The 20,649-nt window shown below is 42.6% G+C and carries 12 protein-coding genes, 2 tRNA genes and 3 rRNA genes; 3 read left to right on the plus strand and 14 right to left on the minus strand.

From position 1 onward, the window contains the following. Positions 1–175 precede the first annotated feature (175 nt). The 8 genes from F903_RS02405 to tyrS form a co-directional block, all read right to left on the minus strand. The gene (locus F903_RS02405; RefSeq protein ID WP_005194192.1) at positions 176–481 is read right to left on the minus strand and encodes an ankyrin repeat domain-containing protein; all 306 of its coding nucleotides are present in this window, start codon (positions 479–481) and stop codon (positions 176–178) included. A gap of 33 nt (positions 482–514) precedes the next feature. Then, positions 515–1,459 (minus strand): hypothetical protein, encoded by a 945-nt coding sequence (locus tag F903_RS02410; protein WP_005194193.1) that lies wholly within the window; start codon positions 1,457–1,459, stop codon positions 515–517. Between the two features lie 95 nt (positions 1,460–1,554). Beyond that, positions 1,555–1,669: ribosomal RNA gene (gene rrf, locus F903_RS02415) — 5S ribosomal RNA — on the minus strand. Between the two features lie 209 nt (positions 1,670–1,878). Next, positions 1,879–4,772: ribosomal RNA gene (locus tag F903_RS02420) — 23S ribosomal RNA — on the minus strand. Between the two features lie 367 nt (positions 4,773–5,139). Next, positions 5,140–5,215: transfer RNA gene (locus F903_RS02425), tRNA-Ala, on the minus strand. Between the two features lie 55 nt (positions 5,216–5,270). Continuing rightward, positions 5,271–5,347 (minus strand) — tRNA-Ile (locus F903_RS02430). Between the two features lie 61 nt (positions 5,348–5,408). Beyond that, positions 5,409–6,946: ribosomal RNA gene (locus tag F903_RS02435) — 16S ribosomal RNA — on the minus strand. The 16S, 23S and 5S rRNA genes sit together here with 2 tRNA genes alongside, the layout of an rRNA operon. A gap of 500 nt (positions 6,947–7,446) precedes the next feature. Then, entirely contained in the window at positions 7,447–8,679 is a 1,233-nt protein-coding gene (tyrS, locus tag F903_RS02440; RefSeq protein ID WP_155757040.1) for a tyrosine--tRNA ligase, read from the minus strand. 61 nt (positions 8,680–8,740) lie between these two features. On the opposite strand from tyrS, the gene F903_RS02445 reads away from it, so the two are divergent. Continuing rightward, on the plus strand, positions 8,741–9,874 hold the full coding sequence (locus F903_RS02445) for an anhydro-N-acetylmuramic acid kinase (RefSeq protein WP_005194336.1): 1,134 nt from the start codon (positions 8,741–8,743) through the stop codon (positions 9,872–9,874). Positions 9,875–9,924: 50 nt separating this feature from the next. Here the strand turns inward: F903_RS02445 and erpA are convergent, their stop codons facing one another. The 4 genes from erpA to F903_RS02465 all read right to left on the minus strand — a co-directional run bounded on the left by erpA (position 9,925) and on the right by F903_RS02465 (position 13,830). After that, positions 9,925–10,260 (minus strand): iron-sulfur cluster insertion protein ErpA, encoded by a 336-nt coding sequence (gene erpA, locus F903_RS02450; RefSeq protein WP_004672277.1) that lies wholly within the window; start codon positions 10,258–10,260, stop codon positions 9,925–9,927. A gap of 124 nt (positions 10,261–10,384) precedes the next feature. Beyond that, positions 10,385–11,389: a putative solute-binding protein gene (locus F903_RS02455; RefSeq protein WP_004672275.1), complete on the minus strand. Its 1,005-nt coding sequence runs from the start codon at positions 11,387–11,389 to the stop codon at positions 10,385–10,387. Positions 11,390–11,675: 286 nt separating this feature from the next. Further along, complete coding sequence (locus F903_RS02460; protein ID WP_005194339.1) at positions 11,676–12,686, minus strand: putative solute-binding protein; 1,011 nt, start codon at positions 12,684–12,686, stop codon at positions 11,676–11,678. Between the two features lie 142 nt (positions 12,687–12,828). Then, on the minus strand, positions 12,829–13,830 hold the full coding sequence (locus F903_RS02465; RefSeq protein WP_004672271.1) for a putative solute-binding protein: 1,002 nt from the start codon (positions 13,828–13,830) through the stop codon (positions 12,829–12,831). 252 nt (positions 13,831–14,082) lie between these two features. Here F903_RS02465 and F903_RS02470 point away from each other — a divergent pair, with 252 nt between their 5' ends. Together F903_RS02470 and F903_RS02475 are read left to right on the plus strand one after the other, a co-directional pair. Continuing rightward, positions 14,083–16,008 (plus strand): ATP-binding cassette domain-containing protein, encoded by a 1,926-nt coding sequence (locus tag F903_RS02470; RefSeq protein ID WP_004672269.1) that lies wholly within the window; start codon positions 14,083–14,085, stop codon positions 16,006–16,008. Between the two features lie 322 nt (positions 16,009–16,330). Continuing rightward, positions 16,331–16,888 carry a VTT domain-containing protein gene (locus F903_RS02475; protein WP_005194342.1) on the plus strand — a complete coding sequence of 186 codons (558 nt, stop codon included), beginning with the start codon at positions 16,331–16,333 and terminating at the stop codon, positions 16,886–16,888. Between the two features lie 120 nt (positions 16,889–17,008). Here F903_RS02475 and gyrB read toward each other — a convergent pair whose 3' ends face one another. Together gyrB and recF are read right to left on the minus strand one after the other, a co-directional pair. Then, complete coding sequence (gyrB, locus tag F903_RS02480) at positions 17,009–19,477, minus strand: DNA topoisomerase (ATP-hydrolyzing) subunit B (RefSeq protein WP_005194344.1); 2,469 nt, start codon at positions 19,475–19,477, stop codon at positions 17,009–17,011. 50 nt (positions 19,478–19,527) lie between these two features. Continuing rightward, positions 19,528–20,622 (minus strand): DNA replication/repair protein RecF, encoded by a 1,095-nt coding sequence (recF, locus tag F903_RS02485; RefSeq protein ID WP_004672263.1) that lies wholly within the window; start codon positions 20,620–20,622, stop codon positions 19,528–19,530. Positions 20,623–20,649 lie beyond the last annotated feature (27 nt).

Here is a 20,649-nt window from a genome sequence, read left to right on the forward strand (position 1 = left end):
CAGTGCCCCGTATTCACTTTAATATACAAAGCATACAGAGACAGGAAGTCTCCTTCAGAATAACAAGACCCACAGGAAGTGGTTGTTTATAGGAAGTAAGCAACAATAAACTAAATACGAAAAAAGCCCCATCAGGATGATGGGGCTTTTTTTATCTATCATTTTTATAGGCAATTTAAAGACTTTTTAAATACTCAATCACTTCGGCATGTTCTGCCATTTCTGCAAGCTGTAGCGCAGTATATTCGCCTTTATAAGCCACGTTTGCACCTTTACTCACTAACAGCTTCACCACTGCTAAATGATCGTTCTCAGCTGCTGCCTGTAACGCACTATAGCCTTCATCGTCAGTTTGATTTGGGTCTGTTCCTGCTGCCAATAATTGCTCAACTTGTTCAACATCACCGAGGGATGCCCAATACACCAGCTCAGGAAGATGCAATTCTTCATCAGGAATTAGAGAAAATGTGTTAAATTTCATAAATAATTCAAAATCATATAATAAAATTAAGATTTAATTAGTCATTCCAGTTGAAACAATATTTTCCAATTTATCTAAGCTTAATTCACATTTAAAATTTTCAGATAAAATAGCTTCAAACATGATACATAATTTATCAACTTCTTTAGTTTGGTAATTATTTTCAACATTTACACATGCTAACAAATACAAGGCAGAAATCCTATTTTGTACATCCAATAAATATACAGGTGAAGTGTTGGCTATATTATTAGCAATTTTTTCGAAAACCAAATAAATATAGTACATTAAATATGGTAAACGACTATACATAAATTGATATAAAGTTTCTTTGGATTCATTTGTACCAAAAATGAAATTAATATTCAAATTTTCAGTTTTAATAGCTTGATGCTCAGTAAATAAATGCATTGCTTGATTACAAACGCCATCAAAACTATCCTCACTCTTTTTATCATATCGTAAGGCTGCTAAATAATGTGAATCTAGAATTTGATCAAAATTTAAATCCTCAAGAATTTTTTTTATCCGTAGATCATGTCCATTTACATCACCACCATTTTTATGCCTTAGCTTTAATGGATTACTTTCAAAAATATCGATAAAATTATCTTTTAAGATCATTTCTTCTAATAAATACAAATTTTCTTGGATTGGCTTTCTAATTAACATATAAGCTATACTAACTTTTCCTTTTTCCATAGCTTTCAAAGATTCATAAATACAATGCAACATATCTGATAATATTGCTTGGATAATTGTTTTTTTAATCACTGATTCATAATCACTTTGCTTATTTTTATTCTTTAACCAATTTAGAATACTTCCATCATAGTCCAACAATTCATTTTTTTCTAAGTTAGATAATTCAATTTTACTTAAGAAAATATTATTTTTCTCACCAGTTTCTAGAAAATCAACCATAATATCATGTATAAAAAAACATAATTTATGCGCTCTATCATATAGTTTATTCATAGTTTTTCTTTCAATCCATTTTCTAGAATTATAGTAAACTTCCTCCCCAATAAAAAACACCCCCAACTGTTAGGTTGGGGGTGTTTAGAATTAAAAGCTGGCGATGACTTACTCTCACATGGCAAGTGCCACACTACCATCAGCGCGAAGAGGTTTCACTTCTGAGTTCGGGAAGGGATCAGGTGGTTCACTCTTGCTATTGTCGCCAGCAAACTGTTGTGGTGTTTTGGGGTCTTAATCACGTTGTGAGTTAAATTTCACAGTGTGTGCCTTACTTACGAACCAAAGAGTTATTAACGGATTAGTATATTAAGTCTGTTTTTACGGTGTTCATTATATCTAGCTATTTCACTAAATCAAGATGAATTGATGTTTTATGAATCGAATTGATGCTTTATATACAACTGCTTGGGTGTTGTATAGTCAAGCCTCACGAGCAATTAGTATTGGTCAGCTTCATACGTCACCGTACTTCCACATCCAACCTATCAACGTCCTAGTCTCGAACGGCTCTTTAGAGGACATAAAGTCCTAGGGAAATCTTATCTTGAGGTAGGCTTCCCGCTTAGATGCTTTCAGCGGTTATCCCTTCCGAACATAGCTACCCGGCGATGCCACTGGCGTGACAACCGGTACACCAGAGGTTCGTCCACTCTGGTCCTCTCGTACTAGGAGCAGATCCTCTCAAATTTCCAGCGCCCACGGTAGATAGGGACCGAACTGTCTCACGACGTTCTAAACCCAGCTCGCGTACCTCTTTAAATGGCGAACAGCCATACCCTTGGGACCTGCTTCAGCCCCAGGATGAGATGAGCCGACATCGAGGTGCCAAACACCGCCGTCGATATGAACTCTTGGGCGGTATCAGCCTGTTATCCCCAGAGTACCTTTTATCCGTTGAGCGATGGCCCTTCCATACAGAACCACCGGATCACTAAGACCTACTTTCGTACCTGCTCGACTTGTGGGTCTCGCAGTTAAGCGCGCTTTTGCCTTTATACTCTACGCGTGATTTCCGACCACGCTGAGCGCACCTTCGTACTCCTCCGTTACTCTTTAGGAGGAGACCGCCCCAGTCAAACTACCCACCAGACATGGTCCTCGCCCCGGATTACGGGGCAGAGTTAGAACCTCAACATTACCAGGGTGGTATTTCAAGGATGGCTCCATTAGAACTAGCGTTCTAACTTCAAAGCCTCCCACCTATCCTACACAAGTAAGGTCAAAGTTCAATGTCAAGCTGCAGTAAAGGTTCACGGGGTCTTTCCGTCTAGCCGCGGGTACACCGCATCTTCACGGCGAATTCGATTTCACTGAGCCTCTGCTGGAGACAGCGCCGCCATCATTATGCCATTCGTGCAGGTCGGAACTTACCCGACAAGGAATTTCGCTACCTTAGGACCGTTATAGTTACGGCCGCCGTTTACTGGGGCTTCGATCAAGAGCTTCGCTTACGCTAACCCCATCAATTAACCTTCCAGCACCGGGCAGGCATCACACCCTATACGTCCACTTTCGTGTTTGCAGAGTGCTATGTTTTTAATAAACAGTTGCAGCGGCCTGGTTTCTGTGGCTGCCAATAGCTCAGACCGCAAGGATCATCACCGTCAGCAGCGTACCTTCTCCCGAAGTTACGGTACCATTTTGCCTAGTTCCTTCAGCAGAGTTCTCTCAAGCGCTTTGGTCTACTCGACCTGACCACCTGTGTCGGTTTAGGGTACGATTCCTGTGTAACTGAAGCTTAGAGACTTTTCCTGGAAGCATGGTATCAGCCACTTCACTGTACAAGTACAGCTTGCTATCGACTCTCAGCATAGAGCACCCCGGATTTGCCTAAGATGCATGCCTACTGTCTTCCACCTGGACAACCAACGCCAGGCTGACTTAACCTTCTCCGTCCTCTCATCGCATTACACAGAAGTATTGGAATATTAACCAATTTCCCATCGACTACGCCTCTCGGCCTCGCCTTAGGGGTCGACTCACCCAGCCCCGATTAACGTTGGACTGGAACCCTTGGTCTTTCAGCGAACGGGTTTTTCACCCGTTTTGTCGTTACTCACGTCAGCATTCGCACTTCTGATACCTCCAGCATACTTCTCAATACACCTTCATCGGCTTACAGAACGCTCCCCTACCACGTAACTTAAAAGTTACATCCGCAGCTTCGGCACATAGTTTTAGCCCCGTTACATCTTCCGCGCAGGCCGACTCGACTAGTGAGCTATTACGCTTTCTTTAAAGGGTGGCTGCTTCTAAGCCAACCTCCTAGCTGTCTATGCCTTCCCACATCGTTTCCCACTTAACTATGATTTTGGGGCCTTAGCTGGCGGTCTGGATTGTTTTCCTCTTGACTACGGACGTTAGCACCCGCAGTCTGTCTCCCGGATAGTACTCATTGGTATTCGGAGTTTGCATCGGTTTGGTAAGTCGGGATGACCCCCTAGCCGAAACAGTGCTCTACCCCCAATGGTATTCGTCCGAGGCGCTACCTAAATAGCTTTCGGGGAGAACCAGCTATCACCAGGCTTGATTAGCCTTTCACCCCTATCCACAAGTCATCCCCTGGCTTTTCAACGACAGTGGGTTCGGTCCTCCAGTTAGTGTTACCCAACCTTCAACCTGCTCATGGATAGATCGCCTGGTTTCGGGTCTACACCCAGCAACTAAACGCCCTATTAAGACTCGATTTCTCTACGGCTCCCCTATTCGGTTAACCTTGCTACTGAATGTAAGTCGCTGACCCATTATACAAAAGGTACGCAGTCACCAAACAAGTTGGCTCCCACTGCTTGTATGCATGCGGTTTCAGGATCTATTTCACTCCCCTCACAGGGGTTCTTTTCGCCTTTCCCTCACGGTACTGGTTCACTATCGGTCAGTCAGGAGTATTTAGCCTTGGAGGATGGTCCCCCCATATTCAGACAAGGTTTCACGTGCCTCGCCCTACTCGTCATCATTGTATGTGCCCTTTCGTGTACGGGAATATCACCCTCTACGTTCGCACTTCCCAGAGCGTTCCACTAGAACACATACAACTTAATGGGCTGATCCCCGTTCGCTCGCCGCTACTAAGGGAATCTCAATTGATTTCTTTTCCTAAGGGTACTGAGATGTTTCACTTCCCCTCGTTCGCCTTGCATACCTATGTATTCAGTATGCAATACCTACCTTGTGGTAAGTGGGTTCCCCCATTCAGAAATCTCCGGATCAAAGGATATTTGCCGCCTCCCCGGAGCTTATCGCAGGCTATTACGTCTTTCATCGCCTCTGACTGCCAAGGCATCCACCACATGCACTTAATTACTTGACTATACAACCCCAAACAGTCGACGTTACCTACAAGTAGTAACTTCAACATTTCAGTTTGACGCACTGTGCACTTAAGCACCGTACAGCTTCAATCTAATTCATATACCAAAACGCTTGATTCAGTTAATCGCTAGTTCTCGCATTAATCTTTCATCTAACTGCAACACTTTCGTATTACCGTTAAAATCATATTAATCGAGTTTTGAACAATTTATTTCAGACTCAATTCTACTAATCTGTTAATGAATTAATGTAACCTCGTCAGCTACATTAAACTGTGATAAATCACAGAACTTAATAAACCAAGATCATTCGATCTTCTTATTCACTAAATTCTGTAATCTTTAGCCCGTACTCCGTAAAGTACGTGGTGGAGACTAGGAGAGTCGAACTCCTGACCTCCTGCGTGCAAAGCAGGCGCTCTACCAACTAAGCTAAGTCCCCAGCTTATCATTGTGAATTCTATATCCTTAAATCTTTTAGCTTTAGCGATCAGATTTGGTGGGTCTGACAAGACTTGAACTTGTGACCCCACGCTTATCAAGCGTGTGCTCTAACCAACTGAGCTACAGACCCTCAGATATATCTTCAAGAAGAACAACTTGTTGTGGATTCTTACCGGCCATCAATCTTTCGTTAAGGAGGTGATCCAGCCGCAGGTTCCCCTACGGCTACCTTGTTACGACTTCACCCCAGTCATCGGCCACACCGTGGTAACCGCCCTCTTTGCAGTTAGGCTAGCTACTTCTGGTGCAACAAACTCCCATGGTGTGACGGGCGGTGTGTACAAGGCCCGGGAACGTATTCACCGCGGCATTCTGATCCGCGATTACTAGCGATTCCGACTTCATGGAGTCGAGTTGCAGACTCCAATCCGGACTACGATCGGCTTTTTGAGATTAGCATCCTATCGCTAGGTAGCAACCCTTTGTACCGACCATTGTAGCACGTGTGTAGCCCTGGCCGTAAGGGCCATGATGACTTGACGTCGTCCCCGCCTTCCTCCAGTTTGTCACTGGCAGTATCCTTAAAGTTCCCGGCATTACCCGCTGGCAAATAAGGAAAAGGGTTGCGCTCGTTGCGGGACTTAACCCAACATCTCACGACACGAGCTGACGACAGCCATGCAGCACCTGTATGTAGATTCCCGAAGGCACCAATCCATCTCTGGAAAGTTTCTACTATGTCAAGGCCAGGTAAGGTTCTTCGCGTTGCATCGAATTAAACCACATGCTCCACCGCTTGTGCGGGCCCCCGTCAATTCATTTGAGTTTTAGTCTTGCGACCGTACTCCCCAGGCGGTCTACTTATCGCGTTAGCTGCGCCACTAAAGTCTCAAAGACCCCAACGGCTAGTAGACATCGTTTACGGCATGGACTACCAGGGTATCTAATCCTGTTTGCTCCCCATGCTTTCGTACCTCAGTGTCAGTATTAGGCCAGATGGCTGCCTTCGCCATCGGTATTCCTCCAGATCTCTACGCATTTCACCGCTACACCTGGAATTCTACCATCCTCTCCCATACTCTAGCTAACCAGTATCGAATGCAATTCCCAAGTTAAGCTCGGGGATTTCACATTTGACTTAATTAGCCACCTACGCACGCTTTACGCCCAGTAAATCCGATTAACGCTCGCACCCTCTGTATTACCGCGGCTGCTGGCACAGAGTTAGCCGGTGCTTATTCTGCGAGTAACGTCCACTATCCTAGAGTATTAATCTAGGTAGCCTCCTCCTCGCTTAAAGTGCTTTACAACCATAAGGCCTTCTTCACACACGCGGCATGGCTGGATCAGGGTTCCCCCCATTGTCCAATATTCCCCACTGCTGCCTCCCGTAGGAGTCTGGGCCGTGTCTCAGTCCCAGTGTGGCGGATCATCCTCTCAGACCCGCTACAGATCGTCGCCTTGGTAGGCCTTTACCCCACCAACTAGCTAATCCGACTTAGGCTCATCTATTAGCGCAAGGCCCGAAGGTCCCCTGCTTTCTCCCGTAGGACGTATGCGGTATTAGCATCCCTTTCGGAATGTTGTCCCCCACTAATAGGCAGATTCCTAAGCATTACTCACCCGTCCGCCGCTAGGTAATGTAGCAAGCTACATCACCCCGCTCGACTTGCATGTGTTAAGCCTGCCGCCAGCGTTCAATCTGAGCCATGATCAAACTCTTCAGTTTAAAATCAGTAGTACCTTTAAAGGGCACCAATCTTGGCTCATCAATTTTCTGACAAATATTTCTCAAATAAACTTCGAGTAATTTCTACCATCTAATCAATGAAAATAATTTCGATCGATTAACCAGTAAAAATCCACACAAGTTGTTCTTCTTCAATTCTTAATGATCTTCTCGATGATTCGTCACCATCAAGCTAGGTCGGCTATATTACTCTCAATCTCTTAAAAGTCAACAGGCAATTTAGATATTTTTAAAACTTATTCTCAAACACAAGATTCAAACCTTTCAATCCAAATCCTTGTTTCTCAACAAGTTTTTATCTGCATCACCGCCGATGGATGTGCATTCTACAGCATTTCTAACTCCACACAACCCCTTTTTTTAACTTTTACTTTCGCTTGTTTCTTTTTTCTACTAATTTAATGCTTTCGTTGTTTTTATCATCTATTTATGGATAAAAAGCAGGCTCAAGGCCTGCTTTTTATTTATTTCTATTTGATTTAGTCGGTAAATGTGACGCGTGCAATTGCTTTTTTACCCGATTGGATGATTAAAGTGACATTCTCTTTTACAGAGAAACTCATATCGACCACATTCCAATCCACTTTAACGGCACCACGACCAACCGCATCTTTTGCAGCAGCAGCATTCGGATTCAAACCTGCCACACGCAAAATGGTTGCAATGAATAACTCGCCACCAAACTCACCACGTGAGATGGTCACTTCAGGGGTATCTTCTGGTACTTCACCTTCAGTAACACGATTACCTGCGCTCTTATGCGCATTTTCAGCCGCTTCCGCATCATGGAACCGTTCAACCAGTTCAAGCGCCAAGATACGCTTAATTTCCTGCGGATTACGTCCTGCTGCCATTTCATCAAGCAAAACTTTGATTTCATCCAGTGATTTAAAGCTAAGTAAATCAAAGTAACGTTCAATCAAGCTATCTGGCATCGACAAGATTTTTTGGTACATCGCACCCGGTGTGTCAAATACACCAATATAATTACCCAAAGATTTAGACATTTTATTGACGCCATCTAAACCTTCAAGAATCGGCACAGTGATGCAGACTTGTGATTCTTGACCATAGCGACTTTGTAAAGTACGCCCCATCAGCAAGTTAAAAGTTTGGTCTGTTCCACCTAACTCCACATCTGCTTCAAGTGCAATGGAGTCATAACCTTGGACTAACGGATACAAGAACTCATGAATTGCAATAGGCTGATGGTTGTTATAGCGCTTGGTAAAGTCATCACGTTCTAACATACGAGATACGGTTTGTTGACTTGCCAATTGAATTAAATCGGCCGCAGTTTTTTGATTAAACCACTCCGAGTTAAAGCGTACTTTGGTTTTGTTTGGATCTAATATTTTAAAAACCTGTTCTTGATAGGTTTTGGCATTGGCTTCAACTTGTTCACGAGACAACGGCGGACGTGTCGCACTTTTCCCAGATGGGTCACCAATCATCGCAGTATAGTCACCGATCAAGAATGTCACTTCGTGTCCCAAATCTTGAAAAGTTTTAAGCTTATTAATCAGCACCGTATGTCCTAAGTGTAAATCAGGAGCCGTTGGGTCAAAGCCTGCTTTTACACGCAGTGGACGATTCTCTTTGAGCTTTTTCAGTAAATCTTCATCAGAAATAATCTCGTGCGTGCCTCGTTGAATGAGAGCAAGCTGTTCTTCGGCTGGCAAGAAATTTGACATCACAAAACCTAAACACATCAGTTATTCAATTTGTGCGATATACTAACATTTTTTCAGCGTCTTGCAGGGGAAGTTGTACATGAGCGCAATCTATATTGGTGTAATGACAGGCACAAGCATGGATGGTGTTGATATTGTTGCAACTTCATTTGAACCTTTAACCGTACATGCCACTTTAACAGTACCTTTTGAGCCTGAGTTACGTGACGAACTCATGGCATTAACGCTACCAGATGACAATGAAATTGATCGTATGGGCAAAGCGGATGTTGCTTTAGCGAAAATGATTGGGCATGGCATTAATGCGCTGATTGAAAAGAATCATTTAGATCGAACGCAAATAAAAGCAATTGGTTCACATGGGCAAACCATTCGCCATCGTCCTGAATATGGTTTTACTCTACAAATTGGTGATCCGAATATCATTACTGAGATCACCCAACTCCCTGTTATTTCCGATTTTCGTCGACGTGACATGGCTGCAGGTGGACAAGGTGCACCATTGGTACCAGCATTCCATCAAGCATTATTCCAACATGACAGTATCCATCGTGTCATCTTGAACTTAGGCGGTATCGCCAATGTCAGCATGCTGCCTGCGAATAATCCAAACGCGGTTTATGGCTTTGATACAGGCCCTGCCAATATTCTCATGGATGCTTGGTGTCACCGCCATACTGGTCATCCCTATGATGAAAATGGCGATTGGGCCGCGTATGGACAACCGATTCGCTCACTACTTGATCGTTTACAGACACATGAATATTTTTCTAAAGAACCCCCAAAAAGCACGGGTCGTGAAGACTTTAATCTTGAATGGTTAGATGATCAAATCAGTGATTGGCGCAATGATCTCGAATATGAAGAGCTCGAAGATACACCTGAAAATGTCCAAGCCACGCTGATGAAACTGACCACACGTGCGATCAAGAAAGCGATTTATCGAAGCAAAGATTTGATGCCGACAGGTGAGGTCTATGTCTGTGGTGGTGGGGCTTATAACTCATTTCTGCTTGAACAATTACGCTGGCGTTTACGTAAACATAATTGGTCAGTGCAAACAACCGATGTGCTTGGTTTAGCGCCGACGTGGGTCGAAGCAACTGCTTTTGCTTGGCTGGCAATGCGCTTCGTTGAACAGCTCAGTGGCAATTTACCAGCCGTCACAGGCGCATCAGGCGATCGTATTTTAGGCACGATGACGGCGGTATGAGCAATAAAAAGCTTCTCAATCGGAGAAGCTTTTTTGAGATCAAGCATTTATTAGATCGAAAAAGATGACCCACATCCACAAGTGGTCGTCGCATTCGGGTTTTGTATCACAAAACGAGAACCTTCCAATCCTTCAAGATAATCAACCACTGACCCAACTAAGTATTGATAGCTTAACGAGTCGACCAAAACTTTGACATCACCGTTGCTGAACTCAGCATCATCTTCATTGACGCTTTCAGCAAAATTAAAGCCATAAGAGAATCCTGAACAACCGCCACCCGTGACATAAACACGTAGCATGAGGTCGTCATTCCCTTCACTTTCGCGCAATTGGCGAACTTTTTTGGCAGCATTATCTGACAATTCGAGAGCTTGGGCGTTCATGGTGGATATTCCTCAGACTTCAATACGTCTTTAATAAATTAAAAGACCCGACAATAAGTATAGCATACTCAATATCGGGTCTGTCTTTGAAGTTTTAAAGTGCAGTTAATGACTTTTTACAAGATTATTTATAATTCTCATCTTGTAAACCACACTCAAAATTCTTGGCATCTTCACGACAACGGAACTGCCATAACAATTTCATCATGCGTTTGTCATAAATACCGCGTTTGGTTAAATCAATACGCGCTTCACGCATTAATTTTTGATAGCCAGGTTTATCCGATGCAGGGACTTCCATCCAGTATTTTTGTGGAATGTCTGCTTTCATTTTGCCTAAAATATCAACCGCACGTGGCAGTTGTGAACTGACCCATTGTCTTGATTTTTGCCCGTACCCTTCTGGGAATTTATCTGAGCGAATAATAATATTTCCAGTCACTTGTAAAATTGGATAATTGACAATTGCGCCTTTAGTACCCAAACCTTTATGCAGTTCCAAAGGTTTAAATGCAGCTGCTGGTGCACCAATGATGTCCACTTGGCCATTATTAAATTTGGCACCAAAGTTAGTGACATCTGAACTCACCGCCTGAGCACCGACTTGAGAAGCCATAATTTTCTGGGCTTCATCATAGTCCAGAACCGCGATTTTCTTTCCTGCAGCTTTCGCAACCGTATTAATCTCGCGATCGTTGACCATCAGATAAGCATCACCAATCGGAATGACACCGACCACTTCATATTTACCATTGACCATTGCTTTGGCAAAGGTCTGGCTCGACAAACCTTGCATCACTTTGACTGCAAACTTTAAATCGGTAATTGCCCCAATGGCATCGAGTGAACCTGTAAATTGATTAAACTGGCGACCACGCATCCCTGTAATACTGACAGCATCACATTTACCTGCTTTAAAGTCTTCAGCAAGTACGGCTTCATTTTGTCCTACACGTAACTCAATGTCTGCACCCCATGCTTTCGCAGCAAGTTGATAGTCTTTCATCAAGGCGTATACATCGCCATTCCTTCCAACCAAATCAAATACACAAAGCGTTTGTTTTGCATGTGTGCTCAGAGAAAATGTTGCTACGCTTGACGCGAGTAAAAACGTTTTAAACCATGGCATTTTATTTTTTCCTTTGCAGCGAGGCTAATTGTTGTTGCATGAGATCAAAAAACCAAACAATGAGTTAGTCTCGAATCGAAGTTTATCAAATGAATATGGGCTTAAATTTAATGGTGTTTCATCTTCCTGATCAAACATATTTTTAAATCTTCACGATTTCATCTGATTCTTATATCTCTATGATTACGGTCTTTCCAAGTAAAGACAATGACTGAAATGACACAAACAAAAAAACAAAAAGCCTAGATAAATCTAGGCTTTAAGTATGCTCTATAGCAATCTTTGATTATTCACCCGGCAATGCACACTCGAAGTTTGCTTTGTCAACTGAACAACGTGCTTTCTTCAATACAGACATCATGCTCGCATCATAGATACCACGCTTGGTTAAATCCATACGGCCATCACGGAGTAATTTTTGATATTTAAGTTTATCTTCATCACTTAATTTCATTTTGTATTTTGCTGGGATTTCAGCTTCTAAACGCTTGATCATTGCAAATGCTTTCGGCAATTGCTTCACATGCCAATCACGAGATTTTTGACCAAAACCAGCTGGGAATTTTTCTGGACGAAGGACGAGATCAGCAGTCACATGCAATACAGGAAAATCAAACATCGCACCATTTGCACCTAGACCTTTGCTCAACTCTAATGGCTTATACGCATAGGCTGGCGCACCAACCATGTCGACCTGACCATTATTAAATTTCGCAGCAAAGTTCGAAATATCAGAAAGTACAGCTTGAGCGCCTACGCGTTGAACCATGATTTTTTGTGCATCGTCATAACCCAATACCGCAAATTTCTTACCTGCTGCTTTTTCAATTGAGTTGATGTTCTTGTCACGTACAAAGATATACGCAGAACCAAGTGGCGCGATACCACCGATTTCATATTTGTTGCCACCCAAATTGGTTGTCATTTTTGCAGCATTACGTGTATCTAAAACAAAGGTAATTGCACGTTGTGCAATCTCATTGCTGGTTACACCACCTAACGAATCGATTGAACCCGCAAATTTATTATATGGGCGAGCACGCATCGATGTCATCGCAACTGCATCACATTTACCTGCTTTGAAGTTGTTATCCGCAACAGCCTCATCCGTCATTGCAACCAAGTTAACATCTGCACCCCAACCTTTGGCTGCCAGTGCCCAATCCTGCATCATTTTGTATGATTCACCAGATCTACCCAATAGATCAAATACACAAACTTCAACTTTATTTGCTTGCGCCGAAGCAGAAAAACCAACGATTGATGCGGTGATCGCAGCTAATGCAATTTTTTTCATTTTTTCATCCCTCTACAAACTAATGTGTCTGTACTCCATGTTCAAAGCAAATATTAATCATGTTTTATGGAAAAAAATAGAGCTAATGCTCTATTTTTTGTGTCGGTATTGCTATTTTTTGTCATTTTTTAACCAGTTTATTTTACTCACCACTTAAAGAACATTCAAAATTGGTTCTTTCAACGGTACACCGCGCCCGTTTCAGTACATTCATCATAGTGGCATCATACACGCCCTGCTTGGTTAAATTCATGCGCCCGTCACGTAACATTTTCTGATAACGCACCTTGTCATCATTTGACAAGGTAATTTTTGCGGCATCCATACCAGCTTCTAGACGTTGCACCATTGCAAAGTTGGCAGGTAACTTCCGAACAAACCATTGTCGAGATTGAACTGCGAAAGCGGTCGGGAATTTTTCAGGACGAATAATTAAATCACCAGTAATATTCACGACAGGGAAATTAAATAATGCGCCATTGGCTAAACCTTTATTGATCTCTAAGGGTTTATAGGCATAAGCAGGTGCTGCAATCACATCAACTTGACCACGATTAAATTTCTGCACAAAGTCTGAAATATTTGAGGGCACAGCAATCAGATTCATACTTTCAACAATGGTTTTTTGCGCTTGGTCATAATGTAAATAAGCAAATTTCTTACCTTTGGCTTTTTCAATGGTATTTATATTTTTATCGCGTACAAAAATATATGCCAGCCCCACTTGAATGATTCCAGCAACCTCAAATTTTTCGCCATTTAAAGTCGCGATTAGACGGTGCTGATTACGTTTATCAAGTACAAAAGAAATTGCTTTTTGCGCAATTGCATTACTGGTTACAGCACCAACGGCATCAATCGAACCTGCAAACTTATTGTATTTCCGCGCTCGCATAGAGGTCATGTACACGCCATCACACTTGCCCGCATCAAAATCACGCTCAGCTTTTTCTTCATCCTGATATGGAATAAGCTCGATATCCCCTTGCCAAGTTTGAGCCGAAAGTCGCCACTCCTCAATCAGCTTATATGACTCTCCCGCTCGTCCCAATAAGTCGAATACACAAACTTTTTGTTTTGCTTGCACTTGCGTGCTCATGACGAATAGAGTCGCGGCACTCAATGCCCAAAATCCTTTTTTCATCTTGTTTTTCCTTATTTACTATTTTGCATATTTTTCCATCAGCACCGAATGAATATAGTCAAATTTTGATCAAAATCATAGTGCTTTTATATACATACATCGGGTTCTTATCAGTTTTAATCATATTCATCACATTTTTAAGCGCTCATTTAGCCGCTGTAAAATGTCAGCCGCCACACATCTACAAGATAAAATTTGCATTCACGCTCGATCACCTTAAAATGCAGCAATCTATCGCTATTTTGCATGCTCATGATCCAATTTGACCAAGTTTCATTACGCCGTGGTGGGCGAGTCCTCTTTCAAAAAGCGTCAATGCAGCTTCATCCAGGCTGGAAGATTGGTCTTACAGGTGTAAATGGCGCAGGAAAATCGACTTTATTTGCCGCATTTTTAGGTGACGTCGTCGCAGATGAAGGCAATCTAACGCGTCCAGCGGTTTGGACCGTGGCGCATATGGCACAAGAAATTAAAGCCTTAGAAATGGCAGCAATCGATTTTGTGCTTTCAGGCGATGAGGAGTGTTGGGGAATACAACAAAAATTGGCCGATCCAGATCAGCTCAGCAATGATGAGTTAGCGCATCTGCATGGTCGTTTTGATGAGATTCATGGCTATGCCGCCCCTGCTAAAGCCGCTCAACTGATGGCGGGCTTAGGTTTCCTCGATCACCAACTCCAATTAAATGTCTCTAGTTTTTCTGGTGGATGGCGAATGCGTTTAAATTTGGCGCGCACGTTGATGAGCCGTTCGGACTTACTTTTACTGGATGAGCCGACCAACCATTTAGATTTAGATGCTATTTTATGGTTAGAAGACTGGTTAAAAGCCTATGAAGGAACATTGGTTCTTATTTCACATGACCGTGATTTCTTGGATGCCATTTGCGATCGTATTCTGCATATTGAAAATAAAGAATTAACACTGTACACAGGCAATTATTCAACCTTTGAAACCACACGTAGTGAACGCTTGGCACAACAACAACAGTCGTTTGAAAAGCAGCAAGAAACGCGTGCACATTTACAAAAATATATTGATCGTTTTAAAGCCCAAGCGACGAAAGCACGTCAAGCACAAAGCCGTATCAAACAACTTGAACGGATGCAACAACTTGCACCTGCACACGTCGACACCCCCTTTACCTTTAGCTTTCGTGAACCCACCAAAATGAGCTCGCCGCTACTCAGTCTAGATGCAGCCAGCATTGGTTATGGTGAGACCATGATCGCGGAGAAGATTCGTCTGCAAATTACCCCAAGCTCTCGTATTGGCTTGTTGGGAATGAATGGTGCTGGTAAATCAACATTGATCAAAACACTGGTGGGTGATTTACCCTTAATGGCAGGTGAATACAAAGCATCTGAACTGCTCAATATCGGTTATTTTGCTCAGCATCAAATGGATGCCTTGGATGCAAATGCCAGTCCAATGCTGCAATTGGCTCGCATCGCAGATAAACACATCAGTGAAGCCGCTTTACGTGCCTTTTTAGGCGGCTTTGGCTTTAGTGGTGAACGTATGGATACCCCTTGTGAAAGCTTCTCTGGTGGTGAGCGTGCGCGTTTGGCATTGGCATTGATCGTTTGGCAGCGTCCAAATGTCCTGATTCTGGATGAGCCAACCAACCATTTAGATTTGGATATGCGCCATGCCCTCAGCATGGCATTGCAAGACTTTAATGGTGCTGTGGTATTGGTCTCGCATGAGCGTCAATTGATTACCAGTGTCTGTGATGAATTATTATTGGTACATGCGGGGAAATGCACTGAGTTTGACGGAGATTTGCAAGACTACGCCAAATGGTTACGTGAAGCGCGTCAGCAACAAATCAATGCTCAAAAGGCCTTGCAAAAAACATCGACCACTCAAATGACATCGGTAAAGCTAGATAAAGAGGCGCAACGTAAAGCTGCGGTACGCCACCGTGAACTCACAAGACCGATCCGTAAAAATATTGAGAAAACTGAGGGACAAATTGAGAAACTTCAGCCTCGTTTAGCTGAAATTGAGAATTTGTTGGCTGACACTGCACTGTACGAAGAAAGTCGTAAAGATGACCTCATCAAGTTAATGAATGAGCAAAACGAACTGAAAGCCAAACTTGAGCTGCATGAAGAACAACTGTTAACGCTCATGATGGAGTTAGAAGAGTTAGAAAGCGCTTTTGTAGACTAATCTAATCAAGTATCCATAGATGCTCGAATCTAAGCGCGTCTGTGGATACTACATTTTCATCGCCACGCATAAAACTTAAACAATCTCTCAAGTGCTTCATCATTAAGAAAAACCACTCAAGATGTCATGATTTTTTCAACAAGCTCAGTTACAGTAACTGTTGGAATATTCCCAAAAAATTGAGCTTTGGCTTCAGGCTCGATATACTCAAGCCCCTATTATTGTAAAGTTATCTCTTACAAATGAATCCTGAGGGTATGATTCATTTAATATTTTTGTACTCCAGTGTGGTGAGTACGCTATTTGGGACAACGTAAACTGAATGAATTCTTTAGACTTTATTTTTAATTTCGAACACTTCCTGCCAATTTTAGTTCAAGAATATGGTTTATGGATTTACGCTATTTTATTTCTGATTATTTTTTCGGAAACAGCTTTTGTTTTTATGTTCTTTTTACCTGGGGATAGCCTATTACTCGCAGTTGGTGCGCTGTGTTCTGTCGTTGAAATCATGCATCTCGGCTATATGATCAGCTTACTTTTTTTTGCTGCTGCGCTCGGCTATATGGTGAATTATCATATTGGTCGCCACTTTGGCGATCGTATCTTCAATACCGAATCGCGCTTTATTAAGCAAGCCTATCTACAGAAAACCAATACCTTCTTTTTAAAGCACGGTGGAAAAACCATTCTGCTTGCTCGCTTCATTCCCTTTGCGCGTTCATTTGCCCCTTTAGCGGCAGGTTCAAGCAACATGAATTACAGCCACTTTGTCATCTATAATATTTTAGGTGCTTTGCTGTGGATCAGTGTCTTGGTCACGGCGGGTTATTTATTTGGCCATGCAATTATTCAAGTCAGCGATTTTGTAGAAAGCTAATTAAGAATAACGTTTCACGTGGAACGTAAAGCAATTAAAAAAAAGGCGATACCCATCTTGGTATCGCCTTTTTTTCGCTCAGGATATGAAAGCTGAGCTAGATCATGAATAACTATTTAATTAAGCATCAATGTCCGCATTGAGTGCATTTTCCTCAATGAATGCTCGACGTGGTTCTACGTCATCACCCATCAAGCAAGAGAACATACGATCTGCTTCAATCATATCATCAATGGTGACTTGCAGCATGTGACGGTTTTCAGGATCCATCGTGGTTTCCCAAAGCTGTTCAGCATTCATCTCACCCAAACCCTTGTAGCGTTGGATCATCATGCCACGACGCGAGTCTTGTAAAATATGCTGCCATACTTGATGGAATGTATTGACCTGAATACGACGCTCGCCTTTTTGTAAGTAAGCACCTTCTTCAAGCAAGGTAAACCAGCTCTTCGAGTTTTTAAGTAAACGCGCATATTCAGCAGAATTTAACAGACCAGCATCCAGTAAATAAGAGGTCGGTAAGTTATGCACATAAACCGTTACACGCGGCCAATAATGTGCTGATTTTTCACCTTGTGCATTTTCACGATCAAACGCTTCAAAGGTAATTTCAGGACGCAAACTTGGTTGCAATTTCACAATTGCACCACGTAATTGCTCAGCCCATGCTTCGACATATTCACGTTCATGCGTGTGATCAATCTTAAATGCATCTAGCTCAAGTAAAGCATCTAATAAACTTGCAGGATAACGCTGGGTTAAACGCAACAAACTTTTTTGCGATACTTGATAATCAGCAATCACACTTGCCAATGCTGCGCCTGTGATGGCAGGTGCATCTGCACTAACATGTAATGAAAGTTCATCAATCGCATTGGAGATCAAGAAGGTTTCCAATGCATCATTGTCTTTCATGTACTGCTCATGCTTGCCTTTTTTCAACTTGTACAAAGGCGGCTGTGCAATATAAATATAACCGCGCTCAACCAACTCTGGCATTTGACGGAAGAAGAATGTCAACAGCAAGGTACGAATATGTGAACCATCCACGTCCGCATCGGTCATAATAATGATTTTATGATAGCGTAACTTGTCTGGATTATACTCTTCACGTCCAATACCACAGCCCAAAGCCGTGATCAGCGTACCTACTTCCTGACTCGAAATCATCTTGTCAAAACGCGCACGCTCAACGTTTAAAATTTTACCTTTTAACGGTAAGATCGCCTGCATTTTACGATTACGACCTTGCTTAGCACTACCACCAGCAGAGTCACCCTCGACTAGATAGAGTTCAGAAAGTGCAGGATCTTTTTCCTGACAATCTGCCAATTTACCTGGCAAGCCCGCAATATCAAGTGCGCTCTTGCGACGTGTCATTTCACGTGCTTTACGAGCCGCATCACGTGCGCGTGCCGCATCAATAATCTTGCCAGCAATTGATTTCGCTGCTTGAGGATTTTCAAGCAAATAAGCAGAAAATTCCTTGTTCATCGCCTGTTCAACCGCAGGCTTCACTTCACTTGAAACTAATTTTTCTTTGGTTTGCGAAGAGAATTTTGGATCAGGAACTTTAACCGAAATGATCGCCGTTAGACCTTCACGGGCATCATCACCAGTGACCGCAACTTTTTCTTTCTTGAGGATATTTTCGCTTTCAAGATACTGGTTTAAACCACGCGTTAAAGCTGCGCGGAAACCAGCAAGGTGCGTACCACCATCTTTTTGTGGAATATTGTTGGTAAAACAACGAACATTTTCCTGATAACTTTCATTCCATTGCAATGCAACTTCCACTGCAATCCCACTATCGGTATCCGTAGTGAAATGGAAAATCTCATTTAAATGGGTTTTGCCTTCGTTAATATATTTAACGAACTCAGATAAACCACCTTCGTAATCATAGACGTGTTCAAAGTTGACTCGCTCATCACGCAGTACAATACGTACACCAGCATTTAAGAACGACAACTCTCGTAGACGACGCGCTAAAATTTCAACGCTAAAAATGGTTTGGCTAAACGTCAGCTCACTTGGCCAAAAACGAATGACTGTCCCAGACTTATCCGTTTCGCCAATTACTTTTAATGGATATTGTGAATCGCCATGACAATATTCCTGCTCATGGGTCTGTCCTGCACGATGAATAATCAGATGTAATTTTTTCGACAAAGCATTGACGACGGATACCCCGACCCCATGCAAACCACCCGATACTTTATAGCTATTATCGTCGAATTTACCACCAGCATGCAGAATCGTTAGAATAACTTCGGCAGCGGATATTCCTTCTTCTGGATGGATATCCGTCGGAATACCACGACCATTGTCTGAAACACTGACAGATTCGTCTTCATGAATGGTGACGACAATCTCATCACAATGTCCAGCAAGTGCTTCATCGATGGCATTATCCACCACCTCGAACACCATATGGTGCAAACCAGTACCATCGTCAGTGTCACCGATATACATACCAGGACGTTTACGAACTGCGTCTAATCCACGTAATACTTTGATACTAGAGGAATCATAAGCCTTTTCATTTGTTTGTTCTGTTTGAGAGACGGATTGAGACTCTGAACTCATGGTTACTCCCTAGTAAAAATTAATCTATCAAAAAAGATGAGGAAATAAAATTATGGCGCAGCAAGGCTGACTTGACCGTGAACAACATGGAATAATTGAAAAGAAATCGACAAATCATGCAAGTGTTTTAATACCGACGTATGGTCTAAGGTGGTCATAAAAACTTGACTCCCCAACTGACTCAATCGCTCAATTAAACGTTGTTGTGCAGCTAAATCCAACTCTGCTGTCAGATCATCTAATAATACCACAGTTTCCTTATTACTCGCATGCAGCATTGCAATTTGTGACAGTTTTAATGCCATGATTAACAACTTTTTTTGTCCACGCGATAACACATGAACAGCATCGCTGCGCAAGGCATCGCCCCCTGTTTTTAAGCGTAAATCTGCACGATGCGGACCATACTCAGTATAGCGTCGCTCAAGGTCTCGGTGATGTTGAGAAATCAGATCTTGCATCAAACCTTGCTCGGTATGAAAACCAGCACTGTACTCAAGTTCGATCTGAACATCAGGCAACAGTTGCTGTAGATCTTCTTTAAAAAATTGATTCCATTGCTCAATAATACCCACCCGTTGTGAGTGCAAAATCTCACCATAATCGCTCAGCATTTTATTCCATGGCTCTAAATCAGCCAAAGTTAAATTACGCCGTGTCTTAAGCAAGCTATTCCGCTGTTTTAATGCACGCGAGTAATATTGCCATGCAAAATAAAATTCAGGTTCCACGTGGAACATTAGCCAATCTAACAGCTGTCGCCGTGGTTTCGCCCCGTGGTCAATAATATCGGTACTTTGTGGATCAATATGCTGCAAAGGCAATAGTTTTGCCAACTGTCCTTGCGTGGCAATGGTGTCGCCATTGACTTTGATCAGTTGCTCACCAGAAGCCAGCTTTTGCATCCCAATCCGCTCATTGATTGATTGGGCAAATACGATTGAGTCAGCTGCTTCATACTGAATATAGTGCTTAGGAATGTGGGTGCGAAATGACCGTCCTGTGGCCAATAAGTGAATTGCTTCTAAAATAGAGGTTTTACCAGAGCCATTTGCCCCGTAAAAAATATTAAACGGTTGCAACTCATTCAGTGCAACCGCTTTTAAATTCCGTACACGTTCGATATTTAAACGCGTGATTTGCATGATTTAAAACTCAAATGATCAATGCAA

The organism is Acinetobacter sp. NIPH 298 (assembly GCF_000369505.1).
GTDB lineage: Bacteria > Pseudomonadota > Gammaproteobacteria > Pseudomonadales > Moraxellaceae > Acinetobacter.